Origin of the sequence: Amycolatopsis pretoriensis, assembly GCF_900107925.1 — a bacterium.
GTDB classification, from domain to species: Bacteria; Actinomycetota; Actinomycetes; order Mycobacteriales; family Pseudonocardiaceae; genus Amycolatopsis; species Amycolatopsis pretoriensis.
In genome coordinates, this window is record NZ_FNUJ01000003.1 from 1 (window position 1) to 24,992 (window position 24,992).

Consider the following 24,992-nt stretch of genomic DNA (forward strand, 5'->3'; position numbering starts at 1 on the left):
ACCGGCTGCGGGCCCATCGAGTCCAGCGAACCGGGCGCGGAACCCTGCGGCAGCTGCGAACAGGCGGGACCGAAGACGTCGGCGTTGGTGGTCACGCCGTCCCCGGCGGCCATGCTGGACGACGGCGCGGCCATCGACGACGACGGAGCGGGGGCCGGGGCGCTGCTGGAGCTCCCGGAGGAAGCGGTGTCGCTGCCACTGCACGCGGTCAGCGAAAGCGCGGCCACGGCGGCGAAACCGATTCCGGCGACACGAAGCTTGGTCACGAAAATCACTCCAAAAAGCGGCTGTGAACTTCTTCTTGCGGGGTATTCGGAGCTACGCGGAAACCGGATTGGCGCCCGATCGAGTGACGTGGGTCACCGCGCGGTGAAATTGATGCGGTGCCACCCGGTGGCCCCGTCGGGCACGGTTCCGGCGCGCATGTCGGTCTGCGTGTACCCGCTTTTGTCGGTGGCCCAGCAGACGACCTGGTGACCGCTGGGCGCGGCGTCGATTTCGATCCACCACATGCGCCAGGTTTCGGGATTGACCTGCTGTGACAACGAGGCTTCCCGCCAGGCACCGTCGTCGAGGCGCACTTCGACCTTCTCGACGCCGGCGTGCTGCGCCCACGCGATCCCGGCGACGCGCACCTTTCCCGACGGGACGGTTTCGAAACCCTTCGGCGTGTCGATCCGCGATTCCGTCTTGATCGGCGCTTCCCGGCTCCAGCCGCGTTTCAGCCAATAGGCTTGCCGCGCCTGCCAGGTCGTCACTTCGAGATCGTTGACCCATTTCGTCGCCGACACGTAACCGTACAACCCGGGGATCACCGTTCATCCCGATGGCGAGCATGGCGCCGCGCCCGCGGTCCATCGCCGCCGGCACCGGGCTGCCGGACGTCCAGCCGTCCACACTGGACGAATAGAGCTGTTCGGCGCCGGGCCGCACGCCGGCCTCCTCGAGCAGGCGGAGGCTCCAGTCCTCGGTCCGCACCTGCGGGACGGACAACGCCGTGTCCACGCGGTAGAAGTCGGCGTTGCGGGTGAGGAACGTCGGCGTGCCGAGCTTCGCGAAGTCGGCGTCCGCCGGGATCATCGGCGACCAGCCGCCCGACGGCAGCGCGCGACGACGCCGCGTCCCGGCTGCCGGCGAGCAGTTGCCCGCCGAGACCCGCCACGCCGGCGCCGGCGAGCAGCACGGTCCGGCGCGAAGAGTCGGCCACGACGTCGCGCCGGGTTGCGCGGTGCAGGAAGGCGAACGTCGCGACGCCAGCGACGAGGCTCGCCAGCGGGGCGAGCAGCGCGACGGTCGAGAGATCGGGGCGCGCGTACACCGCGACGGCGCCGACGAGGCCGAACCCGGTGACCACGACGAGCCCCGGCCACGGCGTGCGACGCGAGTCCCGCGACCGCCGCGGCCAGCACCATGACCACGGCCATCCCGGAGAGCAGCACGAGCTTGTCGTACGTCCCGAAGGTGCGGACCGCGAAGTCCTTGAGCCCCACCGGGGTCAGGTCGATCGCGCCGTTGCCGACCGCCAGGTAGGGCGACGCGTTGACGCCGACGAACCCGGCGACGAGGTGGCCCGCGGCCAGCGCCGCCGCGAGCGCGGGGACGCCCAGGAGGGCGGCCACCCACCGGCGCAGCTTCGGCGCGGGTGGCGTCGGGGCCGGCCGTTCGGCCGTCGAGGTGCTCATCGCGGTCCGATCGCTAGGCGAGGGAGATCCGGGTGACCGCCGGCGTCGTCGGGCCGGCCGAGCCACCCGCGGGTTCGACGGTGATGCCGATCCGGTCGGTGCCCGGCGGGATGTCGGACATCAGCATCCGCGGCTGCAGGATCCCGGCGGAGTGCGCTTCGCCGGCGCGGATGAGCCACACCTGGTAGACGTGGCCGGCGTCGAGCGCGGGCAGGTCCGCGGCGAGCAGCACGGCCTGGTTCCGGCTGCGCGACACGACGAGAGTCGCGTGTCCCTCGCCGGTGCCCTGGATCGCGGAGGCGTCGGGCGCGGACAGGACGGAGTCGACGGGAGCGGGCGGCGTCGAGGTGACGACGCCGACGCCGACCGCGACGACAGCCGCCGCGGCGGCCGCGACCAGCGTCATGCGCAACCGGAAGACCCTGCCGCGTCTAGGTTTCCCGCCCCGCTGGACCGGAATCCGCGGCGGCAGCTGACGGGTGCGTGCCACCGCGGCCAGCACCAGCGACCGCAGTTCGGGCGGCGGGGTCACCGCGTCGGCAGCGCCCAGCCGGGCACCGGTCGCACGCAGCTCGGCCACTTCCTGGCGGCACGCCGGGCACTCGCCCAGGTGCCGTTCGAACCCGGCACGCTCCACATCGGACAGTGCGTCCAGTGCATAGGCCCCGGTCAGCGTGTGCAGCTCGGCGGTCATCGATCCACCCCCAGGCAGTCACGTAGCCGGATCAGGCCGTCCCGGATGCGGGTCTTGACGGTCCCGGGTGCCACCTTCAGCACCTCGGCGACTTCGGGATAGGTGTAGCCGTTGTAGTAGGCGAGGACGATCGACTCGCGCTGCAGATCGGTCAGCTGCGCGAGGCACTGCCGGACGCGCTGCTGGTCAAGAGTGGCCAAAGTGGACTCGGTGACATCGTCGAACGGCCGCCGCACATCCATCCGGCCGGCTTTTTCTTCCCGGTCGAGCACGGCTTGGTGCGAGCGCACGCGGTCGACGGCCCGGCGGTGGGCGATGGTCAGCACCCACGACAGCGCGCTCCCCCGGTCCGGGACGTATCGCGCGGCTTTGCGCCACACTTCCACCAGCACCTCCTGCGCCACTTCCTCGGCCTGGGCGTGGTTGCGCAGCACGCGCGTGACCAGCCCGAGCACCGGACCGGCGATGACGTCGTACAGCGCCGCGAAGGCGCTTTCGTCTCCGGCCGCGACCCGTCTCAGGAGTTCTTCGGCGCCCGCCGCGGGCACCGGAGCCTCGTCCGGTTGCAGCCGCAGCCGCCCACGCTCACCCATGCCCGGCACCCTCCGCCTCACCCTGGTTGTGCGGGGGGTTCGCGGCTGGGCGGCTTGGTGGACTGGTTTGGGGTGGGGCTTCCCACCCGGACGGTGCAACTCTCGGAGTGGGACCCATCCGGTGGTGGGGTGGCTCCGAAAGTTTGGTTGTCGCGGCCGGTCGAGGGGCGGGCACGGTTCCGCGCGGGCTCGGTCAAGGCGGCGGCTGCGGATCGCTCCTCCGCTGCGGCGGCTCCAGGTGTACAGCGGCTCCAAACTTGAAGTGACTAAAGCCGCGCATCGGATGCGAAAGTTGAGTCACTTCAGTTACGAAGTGGATCCAAGTGCGCACCCAAGCCACGAATCCTCGGTGGGCGACCCGAGGGAGCCGGACCCGGCCCGGTGGCGCCGAAAAGTCTGGCACGGATGCCGACCGGCAGGCCGAGGCAGGCTCGCGCGCGGCCGACCGAGGCGGCGACCAGCATCGGCGGATCAGCATCGGCGGATCAGCCAGCCGCTGTGGTGGCTCCAGGTTCGCAGCGGCTCCAAAGTCGAGATGACATCAGTTGCATGGCGACTCGGAAAGTTGAGTCACTTCGCGACTGGCCGCCCAGCCAACCCGGTGGCTCCGAGAGCCTGGCGCCGAGGCCGGCTCGCGGGCTGGCGCGGGCCGCGCGGCGATGTCACGGTCACGGCCGCGGGGCCGCGGGGCCGCGCGGCGACGTCGCGGTCGCGAGAGCCGCGCGGCCGTGTCTCGACCGTCGGCACAGCGATGCGCACACCTCGGCGCCGAGCACATCCAAAGGTGGAGCAGCCAAGAAACTTGAGTCACTTCAGGTATGCAGTGACTCCAGCCGCGGCCGCCGAGAAGTAACGACACCTGAGACGGAACGACTGCCCTTAAGGAACGACCGAACGACTGCTCACCCAGCGTAAGAAAACTGCCCTTCCGGCCACGCCCAAGGTGACCTCGGGCACTTCTTGATCACCCCAGAGTGTGAAAGTTTTTCGGAACGCTGGGCGTTGAACTGACTATGGGTTATCCCTGGAACAAGACGAAGTTAACCGACGAGTAGCAAAGGCAGTCCCGATGGCCGACCCGCACAACGTGACCAGCGCCAGCATCGACTTCGCCCTGCGCACCTTCGGCGCCGGGCCGCGGCCGGTGCCCGCCGAGCTGGAGTACGACACCCGCGATCCCTATGCGGTCGCCGTGGTGCTGCACGCCGGCCCCAGCGCCGTCCGGTGGCTCTTCGGGCGGGACCTGCTCGCCGATGGCCTGCTCGCCCGCTGCGGCGATGGTGACGTCCGCGTCGGGCCCGCCGGCGATCCCGCCCTCGTCGTCGTCGAGCTGACCTCTCCCGATGGCGCCGCCGTGCTCGAAGCTCCCGCCAAGGAGATCGCCGCCTTCCTCGACCGGACCTACGACGTCGTCCCCGCCGGGAGCGAGAGCGACTGGTTCGACTTCGACCAGGAACTCGAGAAGCTCTCCTACCAGGACTGAGTACCGTCCACCCGGTGAGCTTCTTCCTGACGAAGGTCCTCGCCGCGCTCGAGGACGGTGGTGACCGCCCCCTCTTCATCCACGACGGCGTCACCACCTACCACCAGGCCCGCGACCGCCTCCGCCGCCTGAACACGACCGGAAAAACCGTCGCCGTCGACCTGCGGAACCGGCCCGAGACGGTTCTCGTCCAGCTCGCCGCCCTCCTGCGCGGCGCGACCGTGCTCATGGTCCCCGCCTCGGCGCCGACGCGAGACCGGCTCGCCGCGGCCGCGGGCGCCACCGTCGTCACCGATCGGCCCCACGACTGGCCCGGCGCCGACACGAGAACCCTCGACGACCTCGACGGCGACCCCGCACCGCTGGACCCGCCGGACGCCGTGCACCTCCTCTTCCCCACCGGCGGCACCACCGGCACCCCCAAGCTCATCCGCCACAGCGGCATCTACGACGGCATGGCCCACATCTTCACGCCGAATCCCGAAGAACCGAGCCGCACACTGCTCGTCGCCCCCATGACGCACATGACCGGCAACGCCACCGTCCTCGGCACGCTGCTGAAGCGCGACACCGTCGTCATCCACGACGGCTTCGACGCAGGTGCCGTCCTCGACGCGATCCAGCACCACCGCATCGACACGCTCTCCCTGACGCCGCCGCGGCTGGCCGCCGTCCTCGACCACCCGAAACGCAAGAACACCGACCTCAGCAGCGTCCGCTCGCTCTCCCTCGGCGCCGCGCCGCTGCCGCCGCACCGGCTCGCCCAAGCGCTCGACGTCTTCGGCCCGGTCGTCGGCCAGGGGTACGGCCTCACCGAAGCGCCGATGATCGCCAGCATCTCCGCCGGCGAGCTGATCGGCCGTCCCGAACTCCTCGGCTCGGTCGGCCGGATCGTCCCCGGCATGGAAGCCCGCATCACCGAATGCGGCGAGGTCGAAGTACGCGGACTGTCCATGATGGACGGTTACCTCGGCGGCCCGGACGTCGGCGCCGGCTGGCTGCGCACCGGCGACCTCGGGCGCTTCGACGACGACGGTTACCTCTACCTGCTCGACCGCGCCGACGACGTCGTCGTGGTCGGTGAGCACGGCACGAAGGTCGCCACGACCGTCGTCGAGCACGCGCTCGAGACGCACCCGGCGGTGCGGAGCGCGGCCGTCTTCGGCCGGGGCGACGTGCTGCACGCCGTCGTCGTCGCCGGAAAGGTCACCGAAGACGAACTGAAAGCGCACGCTCGAGCCACCTTCGGCCAGGAGCACTACGTCCCGGCGAAGGTGGACTTCGTCGACGCGCTCCCCCTCACCGACGTCGGCAAGGTCGACAAGCGCGCGCTCAGCTCGTGACGGCCCCGTAGGACGACGACCGGACCAGCTTCGCGTACTTCCCGAGCACGCCTTCCGGGAACTTGTTCGGCAACGGCTCCCAGCCCTCGCGGCGCCGCGCCAGCTCGGCGGCGTCGACCAGCAGGTCCATGCTGCGGCCCTTGATGTCGACGGCGATCCGGTCGCCGTCGCGGACGAACGCGATCGGGCCGCCGTCGACCGCCTCGGGCGCGACGTGGCCGATGCACAACCCCGTCGTGCCGCCCGAGAACCGCCCGTCGGTCAGCAGCAGGACGTCCCGGCCGAGGCCGGCGCCCTTGATCGCCGCGGTGATCGCGAGCATCTCGCGCATGCCGGGCCCGCCCTTGGGTCCTTCGTAGCGGATGACGACGACGTCCCCCGAAGAGATCCGGCCCTCGTTCAGCGCCGCCATCGCCTCCTGCTCGCGCTCGAACACGCGTGCCGGGCCCTCGAAGTTGGCCGTGTCGAAGCCCGCGGACTTCACGACGGCGCCCTCGGGCGCGAGCGAGCCGCGCAGGATCGTGATGCCGCCGGTCGGGTGCAACGGGTTGTCCAAGCGCCGCAGGACCTCGCCGTCGATCGGGTCGGGGTCCAGCTCGGCGAGGTTCTCCGCGACGGTCCGGCCGGTGACGGTCAGCGCGCCGCCGTGGAGCAGCCCCTCGTCGAGCAGCGCCTTCATCAGCACCGGGATGCCGCCGTGGCGGTCGATGTCGTTCATGACGTACTTGCCGAACGGCTTCAGGTCGCCCAGGTGCGGCACGCGGTCGCCGACGCGGTTGAAGTCGTCGAGGGTCAGCTCGACCTTCGCCTCGTGCGCGATGGCCAGCAGGTGCAGCACGGCGTTGGTCGAGCCGCCGAGGGCCATGATCACGGTGATCGCGTTCTCGAACGCCTCCCGCGTGAGGATGTCCCGCGCGGTGATGCCCTTCTCGAGCAGCCCGACGACGGCTTCACCCGAAAGGTGCGCGTAGTGGTCGCGACGGCGGTCCGCGGACGGCGGCGCGGCCGACCCCGGCATGCTCATCCCCATCGCCTCGGCCGCCGACGCCATCGTGTTCGCCGTGTACATGCCGCCGCACGCGCCCTCACCGGGGCAGATCGCGCGTTCGATGCGGTCGAGGTCGTCGGTCTTCAGGCGGCCGGCCCGGCACGCGCCGACCGCCTCGAAGGCGTCGATCAGCGTGACGTCCTTCTCGGTGCCGTCCGTGAGCTTCACCCAGCCGGGGGCGATCGTGCCCGCGTAGAGGAACACCGACGCCAGGTCGAGGCGCGCGGCCGCCATCAGCATCCCGGGCAGGGACTTGTCGCAGCCGGCCAGCAGGACCGAGCCGTCGAGGCGCTCGGCCTGCATGACCGTCTCGACGGAGTCGGCGATGACCTCGCGGGACACGAGCGAGAAGTGCATGCCGTCGTGGCCCATGGAGATGCCGTCGGACACCGAGATCGTGCCGAACTGCAGCGGGTAGCCACCGGCCGCGTGCACGCCCTCCTTCGACGCCTGCGCGAGCCGGTCCAGCGACAGGTTGCACGGCGTGATCTCGTTCCACGAGCTGGCGACGCCGATGATCGGCTTGCGCCAGTCGCCGTCCCCCATCCCGACGGCGCGGAGCATGCCACGCGCGGGCGCGGCCTCGATCCCGTCGGTCACCGTGCGGCTGCGGGGTTTCGGATCGATCGTCATCGCGGGGCCCTCCGATACGACGTTCGGACGCACTGCAGCCTACTCGGCCCGGCGCGGTCCGCTGGCCGGAACGAAGTGCTTCCCGGAGCTGGGCGAACCGGCGAAAACTCGGCGAAATGATCGCCACTGTCGTGTGGGGCACGGGCAACGTCGGCCGTGCGGCAATCCGGGCCGTCGACGCCCATCCGGCGCTGGAGCTCACCGCGGTGCTGGTGAACAACCCGGACAAGGTCGGCAAGGACGCGGGCGCGCTCGCGGGTGTCGGCGACCTGGGTGTCACCGCCACCGACGACGTCGACGCGGTGCTGGCGGCGAGTCCCCGGGCCGTCGTCTACGCCGCTTCGGGGGACGTCCGGTTCGACGACGCGCTCGCCGACATCGTCCGCGCGGTCGGGACGGGAGCGGTCGTCGTGACGCCGGCGCTCTACCCCCTCTACGACCAGCGCAACGCGCCCCCGGAGCTGCGGGACCCGGTGCTGGCGGCGATCAAGGAGGGCGGCGGCTCGCTGTTCGTCTCCGGCGTCGACCCCGGCTGGGGCAACGACGTGCTGCCGCTGCTGATCAGCGGGCTCGGCACGGACGTCGACGTCATCCGCTGCCAGGAGATCTTCGACTACTCGACCTACGAGCAGCCCGACTCCGTCCGCTACCTGGTCGGAATGGGCCAGCCGATGGACTACGACCCGCCGATGCTGATGACCGGCGTGCCGTCGATGGTGTGGGGCGGGCAGGTCCGGCTGATCGCGCGCGGCCTCGGCGTCGAGGTCGACGAGCTGCGCGAGACGCTGCAGCGGCGTCCGCTGGAGGAAACCGTCTCCACACGGACGATGGGCGACTTCGAGAAGGGCACGCAGGGCGCGGTGCGCTTCGAGGTGCAGGGCATCGTCGACGGCGAACCGCGGATCGTCATCGAGCACGTCACGCGCATCCACCCGTCGTGCGCGCCGGACTGGCCGACGCCGCCCAGCGGCGACGGCGCCCACCGCGTGATCATCGAAGGCCGGCCGCGCATCGAGGTCAGCGTCGAAGCTTCCGACGAAGGCGAAAACCGGTCCGCGGGCGGCAATGCCACCGCGGTCGGCCGGCTCGTCGGCGCGATCGACTGGCTGGCCGAGGCGGAACCCGGTCTCTACGACGCACTCGACGTCCCGCTGCGCCCGGCAGCCGGCAAGCTCGGAAGGAGGCGCTCGTGAACATCGACATCCCCGAAGGCAAGGACCCGATCGGGTACGTGTGGGGCGAGCTGGTGCCCGGCATCGGCATCGCCGCGTCGCAGTTCTCGCTGGCCGTGTACTCGCACACCACGTTGGGGCTGCGGGAGTTCGAGGCCGCGCGGCTGCGGATCGCGCAGATCAACGGGTGCGTCTTCTGCCTGGACTGGCGCACCGAACGCGACGGCGTGAAGGTCGAGCCGGAGTTCGCGGACGCGGTGTTGGAGTGGCGCACGACGGAACTCTTCGACGAGCGGACGCGGCTCGCGGCGGAGTACGCCGAGCGGTACGCGACCGACCACCACAACCTGGACGACGAGTTCTGGAAGCGGATGTCCGCGGTGTACAGCCAGAAGGAGATCGTCGAGCTGTCCATGAGCCTGGGCTCGTGGCTGGCTTTCGGGCGCCTCAACCACGTTCTGGGTCTCGACACCGTCTGCGTCCTGCCGTCCCACCGGTCGTGAGTGGCAATTGGGGTTAGAACCCTAATTGCCACTCACGACAAGCCGCGGCAGACTGCTAGAAGTCGGTGGCGATGATCTTTTCGATGTTGCGCTCGGCCAGTGCCGTGATCGTCACGAACGGGTTGACGCTCGTGTTGCCCGGGATCAGGGAGCCGTCGATCGCGTACAGGCCCGGGTAGCCCGCCAGCCGGCCGTAGTTGTCGGTCGCCTTGCCGAGCACCGCGCCGCCGAGCGGGTGGTACGTCAGGTGGTCGCCCCAGATCTTGTACACGCCGAACAGGTCCGTCCGGTAGATCGTCCCCTCCTTCGAATTGATCTTGTCGAAAATGGACTTCGCCATGTCGATCGACGGCTGCTTCCACGCCGTCTGCCAGTTGAGGTCCACGCCCTGCGTCGCCGGGTTGTACGTGAACTGGCCCCGGTTCGGGTTCTTCGTGATGGACAGGTAGAACGACGCCCACGTCTCGATCCCGGTCGGCAGCGGGGCCACCTCGGCGAACGCGCCGCCCGCGTTCCAGTTGTCGATGCCGCCGCAGGGGATCGACGACTGGAGGCTGCCGGTCGGGTCCCAGATGTGGTTGGCGCGCCCGCACATCACGTTCCCGTTGTCGCCCCAGCCCTTGCCGACCTCGCCGTTGAGGTTGGGCAGCGCGCCGGTGGCCTTCAGCTTCACCAGCAGCTTGCTCGTGCCGACGCTACCGGCGGCGAAGAACACCTTGTCGGCGGTGACGCCCTTCGTGGCGATCACCGCGCCCGAGGTGTTCAGCTGCTCCAGCGACACCGCGTAGCCGCCGCCCGCCGCGGGCGTCACCGACGACACGCGGTGCAACGGCGAGATGGTGACGCGGCCGGTCGCCTTGATCTGCGGGAGGTACGTCTTCTGCAGCGACTTCTTGCCGTAGTTGTTGCCGTACAGGATTTCCCCGGCCAGCGCCGAGCGCGGGACCGTGTTCGCCTGCTCCTGCTGCATGTAGTTCCAGTCGTAGACGTCCGGGACGAAGACGAACGGGAACCCGGACCGCTGCGCCTGCTTGCGGCCGACGCGCGCGTACTGGTAGCACTCGGCGGAGTCGAACCACGTCGGGTCGACGAGGCCGACGCCGAGACCGGCGTTGGCGCGCGGGTAGTAGGTGTTGTACATCTCGTCGGCGTTGACCGTCGGCAGGATCGCGCCGAAGTTCTCCCGCTTCGGCGTGACGGCCATGCCGCCGTTGACGAGCGAGCCGCCACCGAGGCCGCGGCCCTGGTACACGGTGATCCCGCTGAACTCCTCGGCGTCGAGGATGCCGGTGTACTTCGGGATGTCCTTGTCGATCGGGAACCCGAGGAAGTTGGACAGCGGCTGCTTCGTCCTGGTGCGCAACCAGAACGAGCGCTGGTCCGGGCTGGTCGTGTTCGCGAAGATCTTGCCGTCCGAGCCGGGCGTGTCCCAGGCCATGCCCATTTCGACGAGCTGGACGTCGATGCCGGCCTGGGCCAGGCGCAGGGCGGCGACCGAGCCGCCGTAGCCCGACCCGATCACCAGCGCGGGCACCCGCGCGGCGTCGGCGATGGTGGCGGCGGCCGCCCGGCTCCCCACAGCCGCGGCCGCCAAGATAGAACCAGTTCCAGCAATGAAAAGACGCCGGGAAACTTGCCCAGAAGCGGTGCTCCACACGGATTCGTCACGCATGTGATGGTCCTCACCGTTGAGGTATATTAGAACAGGTTATAACTCAGTGGTGCAGACAAGTCGACATATACCCGCGAGTAACCTCCCCGGGTTGCGCGAGGATTCCGCTGAATGGGCCATGATGGACGACTGTGGAGTCGACCCGAGTGGACCGCTGGCTCTGGGCGGTCCGGCTGACGAAGACCCGACCGGACGCCGCGGCGGCGTGCCGGGGCGGGCACGTGCGCGTCAACGACAAGCCGGCCAAGCCCGCGACGACCGTCGTGCCCGGTGACGAAGTGCGCCTGCGCATCGGCGGGACGACCAGGATCCTCGACGTGGTACGGGTGATCCAGAAGCGCGTCGGCGCGCCGGACGCCGTGACGTGCTACGTGGACCGGACTCCGAAGCCGCCCCCGGAGACCGCGATCCCGGTCGCCCGGCGCGACCGCGGCGCGGGCCGTCCGACCAAAAGGGAGCGTCGCGTGCTGGACGCTTTCCGGCAGCAGGACCTCTGATCGTGGTGTTGCGATCGACCCATTTCCGAAATGGGTCGATCGCAACACGACCGCGGTAATTCACCGGCGCCGGCAAATGCGCACCACGGTCACGCCGGGCTGAGGAACTCCAGCCGGTTGCCCAGGCAGTCGTGGGTGTAGAAACGCCGGTGGCCGGGGAAGCCGTCGTCCCACTCGACCTCGGCGCCGTGCCGGTGCAGCCGGTCGGCGAGCGCGTCGAGGTCGTCGGCGAGGATGCCCGGGTGGGCTTTGCGGGCGGGCCGGAAGCCCGGCTCGACGCCGAGGTGGAGTTCGAGGCCGCCGGTCCGCAGCCAGAGCCCGCCGCGGCCGGCGAGCGCGGGCGGTTTCGGGATCTCCGTCAGGCCGAGCACGCCGACGTAGAAGGCGCGGCAGCGGTCCTCGCTGCCCGGTTCGATGGCGAGCTGGACGTGGTGCAGGCCGAAGGTCATGGCTCCCAGGGTGCCACCGGCCCGATGGTCATTCCGCCCGATGACCATCGGAATCGCCACGGCGAGCGGGTTCTGCCCGGGATAACGGGGACTTCGCCCGGTTCCGGTCCGGACCGGGCGAAAACGGGTAGTCCCCTCGCCGGATGGAGGGGAACCATGACAACCGCAGAAGAAGCCCCGGACCGCCTGCTCGCCGCGGCCCGGCCGCTGGTGGTGCGCTACTGCCACGCCCGCCTCGGGACCCGGCACGCCACCTGGTGCTCCGCGGACGACGTCGCGCAGGACGTGTGCGTCGCCGTGTTCAAGGCGCTGACCACCCGGCCGCCGGACCGGCCGTTCCCCGCGTTCGTCCAGGGCATCGCCCGGCAGAAGGTCACGGCCGCCCGCAAGGCCGCCGCCCGCCAGTGGGACGAGCCGGCGGCCGAGCTGCCCGACGAGGCCGACGCTTCGATGGACCCCGAAGACCACGCCCTGCGCCGGGAACTGGGCGAGCGGATGGCGAGACTGCTGCAGGTGCTGCCGGAGAAGCAGCGGCAGATCCTCATCCTGCGGGTCGCGGTGGGCCTCTCGGCCGAGGAGACGGCGGAACAGGTCGGGTCGACGCCGGGCGCGGTGCGCGTCGCCCAGCACCGGGCGCTCAGCCAGCTGCGGAAAGTGGTCGGCGGTTAGAGCTACGCTGGCTCGGTGAGCGACAGCGAGAACTTCGAAGGACGCGATGTCGGGTCCGGGATCTCCGTCATCCGCGAAAGCAGCGACGTCGTCGGGTCCGGGCCGCGCCTGCACAAGCACCCGTACACCGAGACGTTCGTGATCATCCGAGGGCGGGCCCGGTTCACCGTCGGCGACACCGAACGCGACGGCGGCGCCGGGGACGTGCTGGTCGTCCCGGCCGGCACGCCGCACAAGTTCGCCGTGCTCGGCCCCGGCGTCTACGAGGCCGTGCACATCCACGAAAGCGACCACTTCATCACCGAATGGCTGGAGTGACGCTCAGAACCCGCCGTCGCTGATCATGCCGCGCAGCTTCGTCAGCGCGCGGTACTGGGTGATGCGGACGTTGCCGGCGGAGATGCCCAGCGCCTCCGCCGTCTCGTTCGCCGACAGGCCGACGACGACCCGCAGCGACAGGATCGCCTGGTGCAGCGGCGGGAGCAACGCCATGAGCTTGCCCAGCCGGGCGCCGAGGTCGAGGTCGAGCACGTGGCTCTCCGGCTCGTTGCCGCCGAGCGGCCGGTCCGGCAGCTCCGGCACGGGCTTCGACCGGTCGCGCGCGACCGAGCGGAAGGCGTCGGCGACCTTGTTCGCGGCGATGGCGCGCACGAGGTAGAGGAACGAGCCGCCGCGGTCCTGGTAGCTCGGCAGCACCTTCAGCACGGCCAGGCAGACCTCCTGGGCGACGTCGTCGGCCGAGAGGTACGACAGGTCGCGCCCGCCGATCCGGGCGCGGCAGTAGCGCACGACCGTCGGCTTGATCAGCCGCAGCAGTGCCTGGACGGCGTCCGGGTCGCCGGCGCGCGCCGCCGCCACGACCGGGTCGAGCTGCTCCTTCGTCAGCTTCCCGTCCGGGCGCGGCAGCTCCTCGAGCACGACGTAGCCGTCGACCGCCGTCTCCGCCATCATGGTGTCCACGGGTTCCCTCCTCGCATCGTCCACCGGACCGCCACCGGGGTACCCGTCGTCCACAATGGACCACACTGGCCCGTGTCCGTTGTCCTCGGTTCCCGGTCCGACAATCGGAGTAATCGAGGCGCTGACCAGCAACGTTGCAGCAGTGTGGTTCTTGTCCAGATATTGTCCGTTAACCAGAAACGGCCCACCGGGCTTACCCGGGGGTCATCCCCGCGGGGCGGGACAAATAGTGGACAAATACTGCCGCGCGTAGCGAATTCGCGGCCCGTTCCGATCCTTGGCGCGTGACCGAATCCGATCTCCCGGGAACCGAAGCCATGATCACCCATTGACCGCCGACCGGTACGACGTCTTCCTGTGTCCCACGGTGCCCGGCAGGGTGGCGGAAGCCCTGCGCGCCGGTGGGCTGCGCGTTTTCCGGGGTTCGTCGTTCGACGATCTCGCGCCGGAACTGGCGGCCTCCCGGGTGGTGCTCGCCGGCCATTCGACGGTTCCGGGGGAATCACTCGCGGACCTGGTGCGGCGGGTGCGCGAGAAAGCGGCCGCCGGACCCGGGTGCTCGTTGCTGTGGGCGGTCCACAGTGAACTGGTCGCGCGCCGGGCGGTGCTGGTGCGCGGCCTGCCGGGTATCGGCAAGACGGCGCTGGCCGAGCAGTACGCGTGCCTGGCCGGCGGGTTCGGCGGCCGGGTGCTGCGGACGGGCCCGTTCGGCCACCTCGACCCGGACGAGTTCCTGCCCGAGTTCCACCTGGCGTTGGCGGCGGCGACGGGCACGTCCGGCGGCGGGTTCGACCGGTTGCGCAAGCGGCTCGCGGCCCGGATCGACTCGGCGGGGTCGCGGGTGTTGGTGCTGGTCGATGATGTTCCGGCCGGGCTGCCGCCGGGCGAGCTGGCCCGGGTTCTGCTGCCGGCGAGCCGGGTCCGCACGCTGGTGACGAGCCGGGCGGCCCGGTGGCCGGGGGCGACGGTGGAGGTGCCGGGGTTGACCGTCGCGGAGGGTCGTCGATTGCTGCGGTCTGGGACGGCGCCGGACCTCATGGGCGCTGAGGACCGCGGGCCGCTGCCGACCGCGGTGGGGCCGGACCTCACGGCCGCCGAGGGCTGTCGGTCGCTGCCCGCCGCGGTGGGACCGGAACTCACGGCCACCGAGGGCCGCCCGTCGCTGCCGACTGGGACGGCGCCGGACCTCACGGCCACCGAGGAACGCCAGCCGCTGCCCGCCGCGGCGGGGCCGGACCTCACGGGCACCGAGGACCGCCGGTCACTGCCGGCCGGGACGGCGGAGGTACCAAGCTCAACGGTCACCGAGGACCGCCGCCGGGCGCTGCCATCCACGACGCCGGACCTCACGGTCATCGAGGATCGCCGGTCGCTGCCGGCCGGGACGGCGGAGTTCATCGCGCGCTGCGACGGGCACCCGATGACCCTCCGGGCGGCGGCGTTCTTGCTGGCGCGCGGTGAGGCACTGGATGGGCTACCGGACACAGCGCCGCACGCGATCCGCGAGGTGCTTTTGCGACTCGGGCGGCCGGTCTGCGAGGTGCTGCGGCTGGGGTCGGTGCTGGCGCCTTCGCCGATCCCGGTCGAGGTGGTGGCCGGCGCGGTGAGTGGCGGGGAGGCGGCGGTCGAGGAGTTGGTCGCGCGCGGGTTCGCGGTGTGGGCGGAGGGCGGCTTGCGGCTTCAGGCGCTGGCGGTGGAAGTGGCTCGCGCCGAGTTCGGGGAGCCGCCCACCGATGGGGTGGCGGAGGTGGTGTCGAGAGCGCTGGCGGGCGCCTCGAGCGGCGGCTCGGCAGGAATCCCGGCGGGCGGAATGACCGGCGGAGCGACTGGAGGCTCGGCGGGCACCTCAAACGGCGGGCAGGCCGGCGGAATGACCGGTGGCTCGGCCGGCGGATCGGTCAGCAACCCGACCGATGGCTCCCCCACCGCATCACCACCCGGCCACCTGACCACCATCACCCACACCTACCTCATCCAGCACGCCCGAGTACTCGCCAACCACAGCCCAGCCCACCGCGCCGCCCTGCTACGCCCCGTCGCGACCGCCTATGAAACCCTCGGCGACCCGGCCACCGCCGGTGAGATCCACGCCGCCATCCTCGGGACCGCCGAAGCCACCTCCGCCGACCTCACCTCCGCCGCCCGGGTTGAACTCTCCTGTGGCTTCGTTGCCGAAGCCCTCGCCCACACCCGTCAAGCCGCCGCCGGGACCGATCGGCCTGCGCCCTGATCCTCACCCCGTCTGCCAGCGGATCCCGTACGCGAAACCCGGCGCCAGGTGCCGGAACCGGACGTGCACCTCGCCCACGTCGTCCAGCTCCAGTTCCGCTCCGCGGGGCGACCTCGTGTCGTTCTGGAACGCCTTCTCCAGCAGCACGATCCGGTCCGGCACCCGGTCGCCGAAGCGGACGTGCAGGTCGAACAGGTCGCACGGGTGCCTCGGTACGCAGATGTAATGGGGCTGGCGCATGTTCGCGCGGAATCGCAGACCTATGTCGTGGCGCTCACCCCGGCGCAGGGGCTCCGGCAACCGCAACGCCAACCCGATCCGGTCACTCGACTCCATCGCGCGGCCGGTCAGCTCGCCGCCGTGGAACACGTCGACCTCGAGATCGGACTCACGCACCGAATCGCCGGATTCGGCGCCCGCGGTGAGCGTGAGCGCTAGGTCCAGCTCGGCGATTTCGTCGGCGTCCGCGACGACCCGGCGGAATTCGAACGCCTCGGCCACCGGCTGGTCGAGTGCGAGCGTCACGCGCAGTTCTTCGGTGTGCCAACTGCGGCTCGGATAGCGCGGTCGCGGATCCGGTCCGCCCGCCGCGACGGCCATTGCCGCGACCTGCTCGATTCCTTCGTCGATGCGGCGCCGGACCGTCCGGTCGTCGCGGTCGAGCGTGATCGCCGCCCAATGGACCCGCTCCTGGTAGAACGGTTTTCGCGCCCGCTCGTCCAGCGCGAACGCGGCCCGCAGAGCGATCTTCAGATCGTCCGGCAACGACTCGACGAGCGGGCGCAATCGGTCGGTGAGTTTACGCCGCACCTCCACCGAGTCGTCATCTTCCAAAATGCCACAGGTGGCGCGCAAAGCGGGTCCGACGCGATCCGCCAGTGGTGTGGTGAAAATTCCCCGCCCTTTGCGCAGAACCTTCAGCTCACCGACCACGTCCGCCGCACTGAGGTCCACCGTTCCTCCCTCGCCCTTCCCGCCGGGCATCAATATTCGTCAGCGCCGACGCCGATGTCCAGTCGATCAAGCCGCGGCAAACGGATCGTTATCCGCCGCATTCTTGGCGAGCCGCATCGATTTCGCACCCGAAAAGCGCCGGCCCCCGGGAAGCGGCCGCGCGCCTTCGTGTCGAAAGTGTCGAACGCCCCGGGCGGGTGATCGTGGGGTGGTCGCGGGCGGACCGGGGTACTTGTTGATCATGAACCCGAAGGTGTGGCGCCTGCTGATCTCGGGGTCGCTGCGGCTGTTCCTGATCAGCGCCGTCCCGGCCGCCGCGCACCTCTCCCTGTTCGTGGGGGTGGTCGCGACGGTGATCGCGTTCGTCGTGCCCGCGCCGCGGACCGCGCACCAGCGCCTGGGCCCCTAGGCAGCCACGACGCGCGCCAGCACGGCCGGAACCGCCCGTTCGAGCTCGGCCGCGGCGTCTTCGGCGCCGGCTAGGTGCCGGAGCAGGGCCTGCTGGAACAAGCCATCGAACAGCGCGTACGCGACGGAACGCGGCACGCGGGCCGGCACCGAGGCCAGCTCGGCGTACCGCGCGACGACGTGGTCGATCATCTCCTCGCGGCGCCGGTCGATCTCGAGGACGTCGGCGCGGAAGGACTCCTCGAACAGGCTCTGGTTGCGCAGGTCGTACCAGAGCCGGTGCATCTTGGCGTCCGCGCGCAGGGTCCCGGCCATCGCCGCCGCGAAGTCCCGTTCGAGGTCGGCCGCCGTCCGCGCGCGGGCGACGATCTCGTCGTACCGGGTGACGCACACTTCCTCGAAGCGGCGCACGCAGTGGGTCAGCAGGTCGACCTTGTCGGCGAAGTAGTAGTGCAGGACGCCGTGGGAGAACTCCGAGTTCTGCGCGATCTCCCGCAGGCTGGTGCGCGCGTAGCCGAGCTCGGCCAGGGTCCGCAGCGCCGACTCGGCCAGCTGGGCCCGGCGGTCGGCGAACTTGTCCACCTGACGGCGCGAGATCCGGTCGCGGGTCCGCTCCTTCGCCTCGGTCACCTGCACCGTCCGTCACGTCGTGGGCCGCTCGATTCAGTCTATCGGGCAGTTGACCGGCTTTCCGTGACCACGGCCCGCCAAGGGCGCAGCTTCTCGGGGTTCCGCACCCCCCAGATCCGCCGGATCACCCCGTCCGCGACGTCGAACGCCAGCACCGACTCGACCACGCCGTCCCGCTCCGCGACGAGCCCCGGCCGCCCGTTCACGACCCGCTCGACCAGCGTCATCGCCGGGATCCGGCGGGTGATCTCGACGGTGTACCGCGCCACGTTCTCGCCGCCGACGACCGGGCGCGGCACCGTGGTGGCGAGGCCCCCGCCGTCGGCGACCGCGACGGCCGCCGGGTCCAGCAGCCCGACCAAACCCGCGATGTCCATCGCTTCCCAGGCCGCCTTGAACGCCCGGACGACCGCGGCGTCCCCCGCACCGGCGGGAGCCGGCGCGGGCCGGACGCGGCGGCGGGCCGACGTCGCCAGCTGGCGGCACGCCGCCGCCGACCGGCCCAGCACCGCCGCCACCTCGGCGAACGGGTAGCCGAACACGTCGTGCAGGACGAACGCGACCCGCTCCGCCGGGGTCATCGACTCGCACACGACGAGGAACGCCATCGTGACCGACTCGTCGAGCACCAGCGCCTCGGCCGGGTCCGCCAGGCAGTCCGAAGGCAGCGGCTCGGGGAGCCACTCGCCCGTGTACCGCTCCCGCCGGACCCGCGCCGAGCCGAGCAGGTCCAGGCAGATCCGGCTCGCGACGGTCGTCAGCCACGCCCCCGGCTTCGCGATCGCTTCCCGCTGCCGCCCGGGCAGGGCGTACCACCGGCCGTACGCCTCCTGGACGACGTCCTCGGCGTCGCTCAGGGAACCCAGCAGCCGGTAGGCGATCCCGATCAGCTGCGGCCGCTCGGCCATCAAGTCGTTGTCGCTCACACCGCCTCGACGAGCCGGGGCGGCGATCTGTGACACCGCCTCACATCGGAGCCGCCCGCGTCGTCGGGCAGGCGAACCGACCGGAAGGACCCACGATGACAGACAAGTCCCGCCTGCCCGACGCCGCCGAGCTCTTCCCCGAGATGGGCGAGCTGGCCGGCGCGATGACCCGGGTGACGATGAACGGCGCGATCCCGCGCAAGACGGTCCACCTCGTGCAGCTGCGGCTCGGGCAGCTCGCGGGCAGCACCTACCACACGGTGCGGCAGGCCGGCCTGCTCCGCAAAGCCGGGGCGACCCAGGAGGAGGTCGACTCGGTGGCGTCCTGGCCGACTTCCCCGTACTTCGACGACGCCGAGCGCGTCGCGCTGGAACTCGCCGAAGCCGTGCTGACCGCGAACCCGTTGGGCGAGCGCGTTTCCGACGAGCTGTTCACCCGGGCTTCCGCCCACTACGACGAAAAAGCGCTCTGGACGCTCGCCCTCGCGCTGAGCCAGATGTGCTACTTCCTCCCGGTCGCGCTGATCGCTAAGCCGGTGCCGGGCAAGCCGCTGGGCCAGAACTACACGAAGTAGCCCCGCGTACGTCCGCCGGCGTAGTGGCGATTGCCGTACGCCGCCGGACGACCGGGGCCGCCGGGAGCCCGACCATGGGACACGCCACGAAGGAGGCGACCCATGACCCTGCCGGTGGAAACCACCGCACTGACCAAACGCTACGGATCCACCGCCGCCGTCGAGGGGCTCGACCTTTCGGTGCGCGCCGGAGAGGTCTACGGCTTCCTCGGCCCGAACGGCGCCGGCAAGACCACGACGCTGCGGATGCTGCTCGGCCTGATCCGGCCCACCTCCGGGCGCGTCCGCGTGCTGGGCGCCGAACCCGGCCCCGGCAGCCTCGCCCGCGTCGGCGCGCTGATCGAAGGCCCGGCCTCCTACCCGTACCTGTCCGGCCGGGCCAACCTGCGCGTCCTCGCCGACCACGCCGGGGTGCCGCGCACCCGCGTCGACGCCGTGCTCGACGTCGTCAGCCTCGCCGACCGCGCGAAGGATCGGTATTCGGCGTACTCGCTCGGTATGAAACAACGGCTCGGGCTCGCCGCGGCGCTGCTGAAGGAGCCCGAACTGGTCGTGCTCGACGAGCCGACCAACGGCCTCGACCCGGCGGGCATGGCCGACATGCGGGTCACCCTGCGCAAGCTCGCCGCCGAGGGCTGCACCGTGCTGCTGTCCAGCCACCTGCTGGCCGAGGTCGAGCAGATCTGCGACCGCGTCGGCGTGCTCGACCACGGCCGCCTGGTCACCGAAACCACCGTCGCGGACCTGCGGGCGGGCGGGGCGCTGCGCGTCGTCGCCGAGCCACTCGCCCGGGCCCGCGACCACCTCCGGCAGCTCTACGGCCGAGTCCGCGTCGACGGTGACGCCCTCGAACTCGACGTCGACGCCCGCGAAGCCGGGCGGGTCAACGCCGAGCTCGTCGGTGCCGGGCTGACCGTCACCGAGCTGCGCTGGCGGGAACCCGACCTGGAACAGACCTTCCTCACCCTCACCGGATGTACCGGCCATGCTGCGTGACATCCGCGCCGAACTGACCAAGCAGGCCCGCCGCCCGGCGAGCTGGCTGCTGCTCGCCGTCGCCGTCGTGCTGTCGCTGACGTTCGGCTACGCCGTCCCCTACGCGGGGTTGAGCGGCGCCGCCGGGCCGCCCGGTTCCGGCCGCGGGCTGGACGCGCTGCTGCCCGGCGCGTTCGTCGGCAGCGCCCTGGGCGGCCTGCCGATCTTCGTCGGCGCCCTCGCGCTGATCTTCGGCGTGCTCGTGGCGGGCAGCGAATACGGCTACGGCACCTGGAAGACCGTGCTGGTGCAACACCCTTCGCGCGTCGCCGTCTTCACCGCGAAGCTGGTCACCGTCGCGGTGGGCGCGCTGGCCGCGGTGCTCGCGCTGCTGGCGGCGACGGCGGGCGCGAGCGCGCTCGTCGCGTCCTTGAAGGACCAGCCGCTGGGCTGGCCGGCGGCCTCCGACGTCCTGCTCGGCGTCGGCGCCGGCTGGCTCGTCACGACGATGTGGGGCGCGCTCGGCGTGCTGCTCGCCGTCGGGCTGCGCTCGGTCGCGCTGCCGATCGGGCTCGGCCTGGTGTGGCTGCTGGCCGTGCAGAACCTGCTCGCGTCCATCGCCGCGCCGCTGCTCGACTGGGTCGCGCAGCTGCAGAAGGCGCTGCCCGGGCCGAACGCGGGCGCGCTGGCGGCCGCGTTCGGGGCGAGCGCGCCGGGTGTCGACGCGATCGTCGGATCGGGGCAGGCGGCCGTCGTGCTGGGCGCGTACCTGGTCGGCTTCGCCGTGCTCGGCGGCTGGCTGCTGCACCGCCGCGACATCGCCTGACGCGGGCCGGTGCGGTGTCCGCGCACGGCCGTGCGCGCGGTGTAGTGTTTGCCGGTCCGACCGGCGGGTGACCCACGTGAGGTGCCATGACAGTGCGGCGGTACCCAGTCGCGGCCCTGCTCGTCGTCCTCACGGTGACCCTCGTCGTGGTCAACGGCTTCGCGTTCTGGGGCGACACCTTCGCCCTGTGGGTCGACGACGCCATGCAGCTGAGCGCCGGGGTCGGCGCGGTCGTCTGCGGCGTCCTGGCCGCGCGCCGGGTCCGCGGGCACCAGCGCGGGTGGCGGGTGCTCGTCGCGATCGGGATGGCCGGCTGGTCGCTCGGCCAGTGCGCCTGGTCGTACTACCAGCTGATCGACGGGCGCGGGCTGCCGTCGCCGTCCCTGGCCGACGTCGGCTACCTGAGCTTCCCACTGTTCGCGCTCGCCGCGCTGTTCGTGCTGGCGCGGGCGCGGGTCCGGCCGGACCGCGAACGCTGGCAGCCCGCCCAGTGGACCGCCCACTTCGGCGTCGCGGTCGTGCTCGACGGGCTGATCGTCACCGGCTCGCTGTTCATCCTCACCTGGACCGCCGCGCTCGGGCAGCTGGTGCGGGCCACCGCGCCGGACAAGCCGACCTGGGCCGTCGCCATCTCCTACCCGCTGTCGGACCTGGTGATCGTCGTCGTCGCGGTGCTGCTGGTCGTGTTCGACCGGGTGGACCGCCCCTACCGGGCGAACCTGCTGCTCGCCGCGGTCGGGATCGTGGCGCTCGCCGCGTCCGACAGCGTCTTCGCCTACCTCGTCAGCATCGGCGCGGAGAGCATGAAGCCGTGGTCGGACGGCGGGTTCGTGCTCGGGCCGCTGTTCATCGCCTTCGCGTTGCTGGTGACGCCCGGTTCGCGACGCCGTGACGACGCCGGCTCGGCCGCCGCGGTGGACTGGTGGCAGCTCGCGCTGCCGTACGTCCCCGTCACCGCCGTGGCGCTGCTGATCACCGTGCAGCTCGTGGCGGGCGCCGGCCCGGACGGCGTCGAGGTGTTCGTCGGCGTGCTCGTCGTGTTCCTCGTGCTCGCGCGCCAGCTGCTTTCCTTGCTGGACAACAGGTTGCTGCTGCGGCGGGTGTACGAGGGCCAACAGCAGCTGACCCACCAGGCCTACCACGACCCGCTGACCGGGCTGGCCAACCGCGCGCTGTTCGCCGACCGGCTGGACCGCGCGGTCGAGGCCGTCGACCGGCCGCTGGTCCTGATCTTCGTCGACCTCGACGACTTCAAGGAGGTCAACGACCGGTTCGGGCACGCCGGCGGCGACGTCCTGCTGCACGCCGTCGCCCAGCGGCTGCTGAGCTGCGTGCGCGCGGGCGACACGGTCGCGCGGCTGGGCGGCGACGAGTTCGCGATCCTCCTGGAGGGCGAGCTGGACGCGCCGCAGGCCGTCGCCGACCGGATCCAGGGCGCGCTGCGGCGGCCGTTCGCGGTGCACGGCACGCTCGTCCCGGTCCGCGCGAGCATGGGCCTGGTCGTGCCGGACCCGGCGGAGCCGCTGGTGACGTCGGACGTGCTGCTGGGCCGCGCGGACACGTCGATGTACGCGGGCAAGCGGCTCGGCAAGGACACGACCGTCGTCTACCGCCCGTCTCAGGACGGCCCGCCGGACTTCCCCTCCGCGCTGCGGCGGGCATCGGGCGGCATCCCGGAGGGGTTCGGCCTGGTGTTCCAGCCGATCGTCCGGCTGGCCGGCGAGACGCCGGTGGCCGTGGAGGCGCTGGCCCGCTGGACCACCCGCGACGGCACGGCCGTGTCGCCGGAAACGTTCGTCCGCGCGGCCGAGGGCGCCGGCCTCGGCGCCGAGCTGGACGCGCTGGTGCTGGACCTGGCGTGCCGCGAGATCACGGCGGCCGGGCTGGACCTGACGGTGCACGTCAACGTGTGCGCGAGCCGCCTCGGCGCGGCGGCGCTGGAGCAGAGCGTCGCGGCCGCGCTCGCGCGCTACCGGCTGCCGGCGTCGCGGCTGGTCGTCGAGATCACCGAGACGGTCCCGGTCCCCGACCTGGCCGCGGGCGCGGCGGCGATCCGGCGGCTGCAGGCGCTGGGCGTCCGGGTGGCGCTGGACGACTTCGGGGCGGGGTACAGCTCGCTGACCGTGCTGCACGCGCTGCCGGTCGATCTGATCAAGCTGGACCGCGCGTTGACGACGGGGGTGCAGCCGGACCGGGACGCGGCGCTGTGCCGGTCGCTGGTCGGGCTGTGCGCGGACCTCGAGCTGGACGTGGTCGCGGAGGGGATCGAGACGCCCGAGCAGGCGTCGCTGGTCACCGCGGCCGGGTGCACCACGGCGCAGGGCTACCTGTACGGCCGCCCTGCGCCGCTGCCGGCGCTGAGACTGTCGACGATCCCCGCGGGTTAGCGCACGCCGGGCGGGAGGACGCCGAAGATCGTCGCCGTCGAGCCCGCCCCCTTCCGGTTGATCGGGCCGCCCGCCAGCACCCACGCCCCCGTCGTCGGCAGCGCCTTCAGGTTCGCCAGGATCTCCAGGCTGATCCGGTGCCGCCGGTACACCAGCTTCGACACCGTGTACGTCTCGTCGGTGCCGACGTCCGGGCTGAACGTGTCGGTGCCCGTGCCGCCGCGGCGGCCGAGCCGGCCCGTGTCGATGAGCCACTTGACCGCCGGGATCGAGAACCCGGGCTGGTGCAGTACGCCGTCGGCGCCGGTGTTCGGGTAGGCCGGGGTGCCCCACTTCGCGTCCCAGCCGGTCCAGAGCACGACGACGGACTCGTCGGGGATGCGGCCGTGGCGCTTCTCCCACGCCTTGAGGTCGTCGACCGTCACGGCGTAGTCGGGGTTGCCCGCGGCCTTCGTTCTCACGTCGATCTTCACGGCGGGCCGGAATAGATCCGCCGGGTCCAGGTCGTCGGCGAGGGGTTCGCCCGTGTTGAAGTGGCCCGGCGCGCCCCAGTGCGTGCCGGTGTGTTCGCCTTCGCGGACGAACTGCAGGTAGTAGCCGTCGTCCGGGATGGTGGCGATGGTTTCCAGCTCGAAGGCCGGGTCGCCGGGGAACACGTTCGTCGTGGCGGGATCGTTGACGTGCGAGAGGTTGACCAGGTTCAGCTGGTCGAGCCGGACCGGCGGCGCCGTCGCGGCCTGGGCGGTCCGCCCGGACAGCGCGGCACCGAACACCCCGGCCAGGCCCGCGGCCAGCACCCTGCGTCTCATCGGCATGGGGATCACCTTTCACCGGAACACCGCCCGTGCGGCGGCGGCCTGCACGGTGATATCACCCGAGCCGCGCGGGGCCAAGGAGCTGAGCGAGGATGGACGCATGGACGACGACATCGAAGACCACGCCGACGAAGGCATCCTCGACCCGGAGGACACGCTGGACGACCGCGACGAGCTGGCCGAGGGGTACTCCCCGCCGGAACGCCCGCGGGAGACCGAGGAGTGGGGCACGACCGCGCGCGAGACCGCGGAGGGCGAGAGCTGGGAAGGCCGGCTGGCGCGCGAGGTCCCGGACATCGAGGCCGACGAAGGCGACGGCCTCGGCGACAGCGAGGACACCGACGGCGAGCTGATCGACGACGAGGTCGGCGACGTCCGCGCGGGCCGGCTCGTGGCGACGGACGAGGGCTTCGGCGAAGACGCCGACGAAGAGCTCTACGCGTCCGACGCGGGCATCGACGGCGGCGCGGCCTCGGCGGAGGAAGCGGCCGTCCACGTGATCGACCCCTCGCGACGCTGGTGACGTGGCGGGCGTCCCGGCGTCGGGGATCACCGGGCCGCCCGCCACCACCGGACCGCCGCCGTGGCGCGCAAGCACCACGACCTGGCTGGGGAGGCGCACGCCGTCGGCAACCTGGGTTACGTCGCCCTGCGCCGCGGCGACTGGGCCGCCGCCATCCGGCACCTCGAGCGGGCCGTCGAGGCGCTGCGGACCATCGGGAACATGCGGCGTTCTTCCTCGTCGCGCTCGGCGACTGCTACCGCATCGCCGGCCGTAACGGTGAAGCCCGCGACGTCCTGCACGAGGCACGCGAGCGCTACCGGACCCACCCCGAGGGGCGCGGTTCAAGGAGATCGAGGCGTGCCT

The 24,992-nt window shown here is 71.6% G+C and carries 24 protein-coding genes and 2 pseudogenes; 14 read left to right on the forward strand and 12 right to left on the reverse strand.

Features of this window, described 5'->3' with window-relative positions; all coding sequences use genetic code 11:
* The 4 genes and pseudogenes from BLV96_RS12410 to sigK all read right to left on the reverse strand — a co-directional run.
* A pseudogene (locus BLV96_RS12410) lies at positions 1-266 on the reverse strand (fasciclin domain-containing protein); the annotation flags it as partial.
* Between the two features lie 93 nt (positions 267-359).
* Positions 360-1,682: pseudogene (locus BLV96_RS12415) on the reverse strand (molybdopterin-binding protein).
* 13 nt (positions 1,683-1,695) lie between these two features.
* A complete protein-coding gene (locus tag BLV96_RS12420; protein WP_086673149.1) occupies positions 1,696-2,376 on the reverse strand; it encodes an anti-sigma factor in 681 nt (226 codons plus the stop codon).
* Complete coding sequence (gene sigK / locus BLV96_RS12425; RefSeq protein ID WP_086673151.1) at positions 2,373-2,969, reverse strand: ECF RNA polymerase sigma factor SigK; 597 nt, start codon at positions 2,967-2,969, stop codon at positions 2,373-2,375. The genes BLV96_RS12420 and sigK overlap by 4 nt, the downstream gene beginning before the upstream one ends.
* A gap of 1,069 nt (positions 2,970-4,038) precedes the next feature.
* Between sigK and BLV96_RS12430 the strand changes: the two genes are divergently transcribed.
* Positions 4,039-4,452: an SsgA family sporulation/cell division regulator gene (locus BLV96_RS12430; protein ID WP_086673153.1), complete on the forward strand. Its 414-nt coding sequence runs from the start codon at positions 4,039-4,041 to the stop codon at positions 4,450-4,452.
* A 14-nt stretch (positions 4,453-4,466) separates the two neighbouring features.
* Positions 4,467-5,795, forward strand: a complete 1,329-nt coding sequence (locus BLV96_RS12435) for a class I adenylate-forming enzyme family protein (RefSeq protein WP_086673155.1) — start codon at positions 4,467-4,469, stop codon at positions 5,793-5,795.
* On the opposite strand, the gene ilvD is transcribed toward BLV96_RS12435, so the two are convergent.
* Positions 5,785-7,476, reverse strand: a complete 1,692-nt coding sequence (ilvD, locus tag BLV96_RS12440) for a dihydroxy-acid dehydratase (protein ID WP_086673157.1) — start codon at positions 7,474-7,476, stop codon at positions 5,785-5,787. The two genes, BLV96_RS12435 and ilvD, sit on opposite strands and share 11 nt — an antisense overlap.
* Positions 7,477-7,592: 116 nt before the next feature.
* Here ilvD and BLV96_RS12445 point away from each other — a divergent pair, with 116 nt between their 5' ends.
* Positions 7,593-8,669 carry an NAD(P)H-dependent amine dehydrogenase family protein gene (locus tag BLV96_RS12445; protein ID WP_086673159.1) on the forward strand — a complete coding sequence of 359 codons (1,077 nt, stop codon included), beginning with the start codon at positions 7,593-7,595 and terminating at the stop codon, positions 8,667-8,669.
* Positions 8,666-9,151, forward strand: coding sequence for a carboxymuconolactone decarboxylase family protein (locus tag BLV96_RS12450; protein WP_086673162.1), 486 nt, complete (start codon positions 8,666-8,668; stop codon positions 9,149-9,151). The genes BLV96_RS12445 and BLV96_RS12450 overlap by 4 nt, the downstream gene beginning before the upstream one ends.
* 55 nt (positions 9,152-9,206) lie before the next feature.
* Here BLV96_RS12450 and BLV96_RS12455 read toward each other — a convergent pair whose 3' ends face one another.
* The gene (locus tag BLV96_RS12455) at positions 9,207-10,745 is read right to left on the reverse strand and encodes a GMC oxidoreductase (protein ID WP_208608220.1); all 1,539 of its coding nucleotides are present in this window, start codon (positions 10,743-10,745) and stop codon (positions 9,207-9,209) included.
* A gap of 209 nt (positions 10,746-10,954) precedes the next feature.
* Here BLV96_RS12455 and BLV96_RS12460 point away from each other — a divergent pair, with 209 nt between their 5' ends.
* Complete coding sequence (locus BLV96_RS12460; protein WP_244180195.1) at positions 10,955-11,320, forward strand: RNA-binding S4 domain-containing protein; 366 nt, start codon at positions 10,955-10,957, stop codon at positions 11,318-11,320.
* Between the two features lie 89 nt (positions 11,321-11,409).
* Here BLV96_RS12460 and BLV96_RS12465 read toward each other — a convergent pair whose 3' ends face one another.
* Positions 11,410-11,769, reverse strand: a complete 360-nt coding sequence (locus BLV96_RS12465) for a VOC family protein (RefSeq protein ID WP_086673168.1) — start codon at positions 11,767-11,769, stop codon at positions 11,410-11,412.
* A 156-nt stretch (positions 11,770-11,925) separates the two neighbouring features.
* Here BLV96_RS12465 and BLV96_RS12470 point away from each other — a divergent pair, with 156 nt between their 5' ends.
* Both BLV96_RS12470 and BLV96_RS12475 read left to right on the forward strand, forming a co-directional pair.
* On the forward strand, positions 11,926-12,438 hold the full coding sequence (locus BLV96_RS12470) for a sigma-70 family RNA polymerase sigma factor (protein ID WP_086673170.1): 513 nt from the start codon (positions 11,926-11,928) through the stop codon (positions 12,436-12,438).
* A gap of 15 nt (positions 12,439-12,453) precedes the next feature.
* Positions 12,454-12,756, forward strand: coding sequence for a cupin domain-containing protein (locus BLV96_RS12475; RefSeq protein WP_086673172.1), 303 nt, complete (start codon positions 12,454-12,456; stop codon positions 12,754-12,756).
* Between the two features lie 3 nt (positions 12,757-12,759).
* Here the strand turns inward: BLV96_RS12475 and shbA are convergent, their stop codons facing one another.
* Positions 12,760-13,389 carry an RNA polymerase sigma factor ShbA gene (gene shbA / locus BLV96_RS12480; protein ID WP_167379625.1) on the reverse strand — a complete coding sequence of 210 codons (630 nt, stop codon included), beginning with the start codon at positions 13,387-13,389 and terminating at the stop codon, positions 12,760-12,762.
* Positions 13,390-13,726: 337 nt separating this feature from the next.
* Here shbA and BLV96_RS12485 point away from each other — a divergent pair, with 337 nt between their 5' ends.
* Positions 13,727-15,628, forward strand: coding sequence for a P-loop NTPase family protein (locus tag BLV96_RS12485; protein WP_086673175.1), 1,902 nt, complete (start codon positions 13,727-13,729; stop codon positions 15,626-15,628).
* A 3-nt stretch (positions 15,629-15,631) separates the two neighbouring features.
* On the opposite strand, the gene BLV96_RS12490 is transcribed toward BLV96_RS12485, so the two are convergent.
* Positions 15,632-16,414 (reverse strand): hypothetical protein, encoded by a 783-nt coding sequence (locus BLV96_RS12490; RefSeq protein ID WP_244180196.1) that lies wholly within the window; start codon positions 16,412-16,414, stop codon positions 15,632-15,634.
* A 409-nt stretch (positions 16,415-16,823) separates the two neighbouring features.
* Between BLV96_RS12490 and BLV96_RS49815 the strand changes: the two genes are divergently transcribed.
* On the forward strand, positions 16,824-16,991 hold the full coding sequence (locus tag BLV96_RS49815) for a hypothetical protein (RefSeq protein WP_158104073.1): 168 nt from the start codon (positions 16,824-16,826) through the stop codon (positions 16,989-16,991).
* Here the strand turns inward: BLV96_RS49815 and BLV96_RS12500 are convergent.
* Both BLV96_RS12500 and sigJ read right to left on the reverse strand, forming a co-directional pair.
* Complete coding sequence (locus tag BLV96_RS12500; RefSeq protein ID WP_086673233.1) at positions 16,988-17,620, reverse strand: TetR/AcrR family transcriptional regulator; 633 nt, start codon at positions 17,618-17,620, stop codon at positions 16,988-16,990. The two genes, BLV96_RS49815 and BLV96_RS12500, sit on opposite strands and share 4 nt — an antisense overlap.
* A gap of 38 nt (positions 17,621-17,658) precedes the next feature.
* On the reverse strand, positions 17,659-18,528 hold the full coding sequence (gene sigJ, locus BLV96_RS12505; protein WP_086673236.1) for an RNA polymerase sigma factor SigJ: 870 nt from the start codon (positions 18,526-18,528) through the stop codon (positions 17,659-17,661).
* A 113-nt stretch (positions 18,529-18,641) separates the two neighbouring features.
* On the opposite strand from sigJ, the gene BLV96_RS12510 reads away from it, so the two are divergent.
* From BLV96_RS12510 to BLV96_RS12525, 4 genes are all read left to right on the forward strand, one after another.
* Complete coding sequence (locus BLV96_RS12510) at positions 18,642-19,121, forward strand: carboxymuconolactone decarboxylase family protein (RefSeq protein WP_086673179.1); 480 nt, start codon at positions 18,642-18,644, stop codon at positions 19,119-19,121.
* A gap of 102 nt (positions 19,122-19,223) precedes the next feature.
* Positions 19,224-20,117 (forward strand): ABC transporter ATP-binding protein, encoded by an 894-nt coding sequence (locus BLV96_RS12515; RefSeq protein WP_086673181.1) that lies wholly within the window; start codon positions 19,224-19,226, stop codon positions 20,115-20,117.
* On the forward strand, positions 20,107-20,922 hold the full coding sequence (locus tag BLV96_RS12520) for an ABC transporter permease (RefSeq protein ID WP_091389112.1): 816 nt from the start codon (positions 20,107-20,109) through the stop codon (positions 20,920-20,922). Before BLV96_RS12515 ends, BLV96_RS12520 begins: the two co-directional genes overlap by 11 nt.
* Positions 20,923-21,014: 92 nt before the next feature.
* Complete coding sequence (locus tag BLV96_RS12525; RefSeq protein WP_244180197.1) at positions 21,015-23,309, forward strand: putative bifunctional diguanylate cyclase/phosphodiesterase; 2,295 nt, start codon at positions 21,015-21,017, stop codon at positions 23,307-23,309.
* Here the strand turns inward: BLV96_RS12525 and BLV96_RS12530 are convergent.
* Positions 23,306-24,124: a cyclase family protein gene (locus tag BLV96_RS12530; RefSeq protein ID WP_086673186.1), complete on the reverse strand. Its 819-nt coding sequence runs from the start codon at positions 24,122-24,124 to the stop codon at positions 23,306-23,308. The two genes, BLV96_RS12525 and BLV96_RS12530, sit on opposite strands and share 4 nt — an antisense overlap.
* 100 nt (positions 24,125-24,224) lie before the next feature.
* On the opposite strand from BLV96_RS12530, the gene BLV96_RS12535 reads away from it, so the two are divergent.
* Positions 24,225-24,647 carry a DUF5709 domain-containing protein gene (locus tag BLV96_RS12535; protein ID WP_086673188.1) on the forward strand — a complete coding sequence of 141 codons (423 nt, stop codon included), beginning with the start codon at positions 24,225-24,227 and terminating at the stop codon, positions 24,645-24,647.
* The last annotated feature ends 345 nt before the right edge of the window (positions 24,648-24,992 follow it).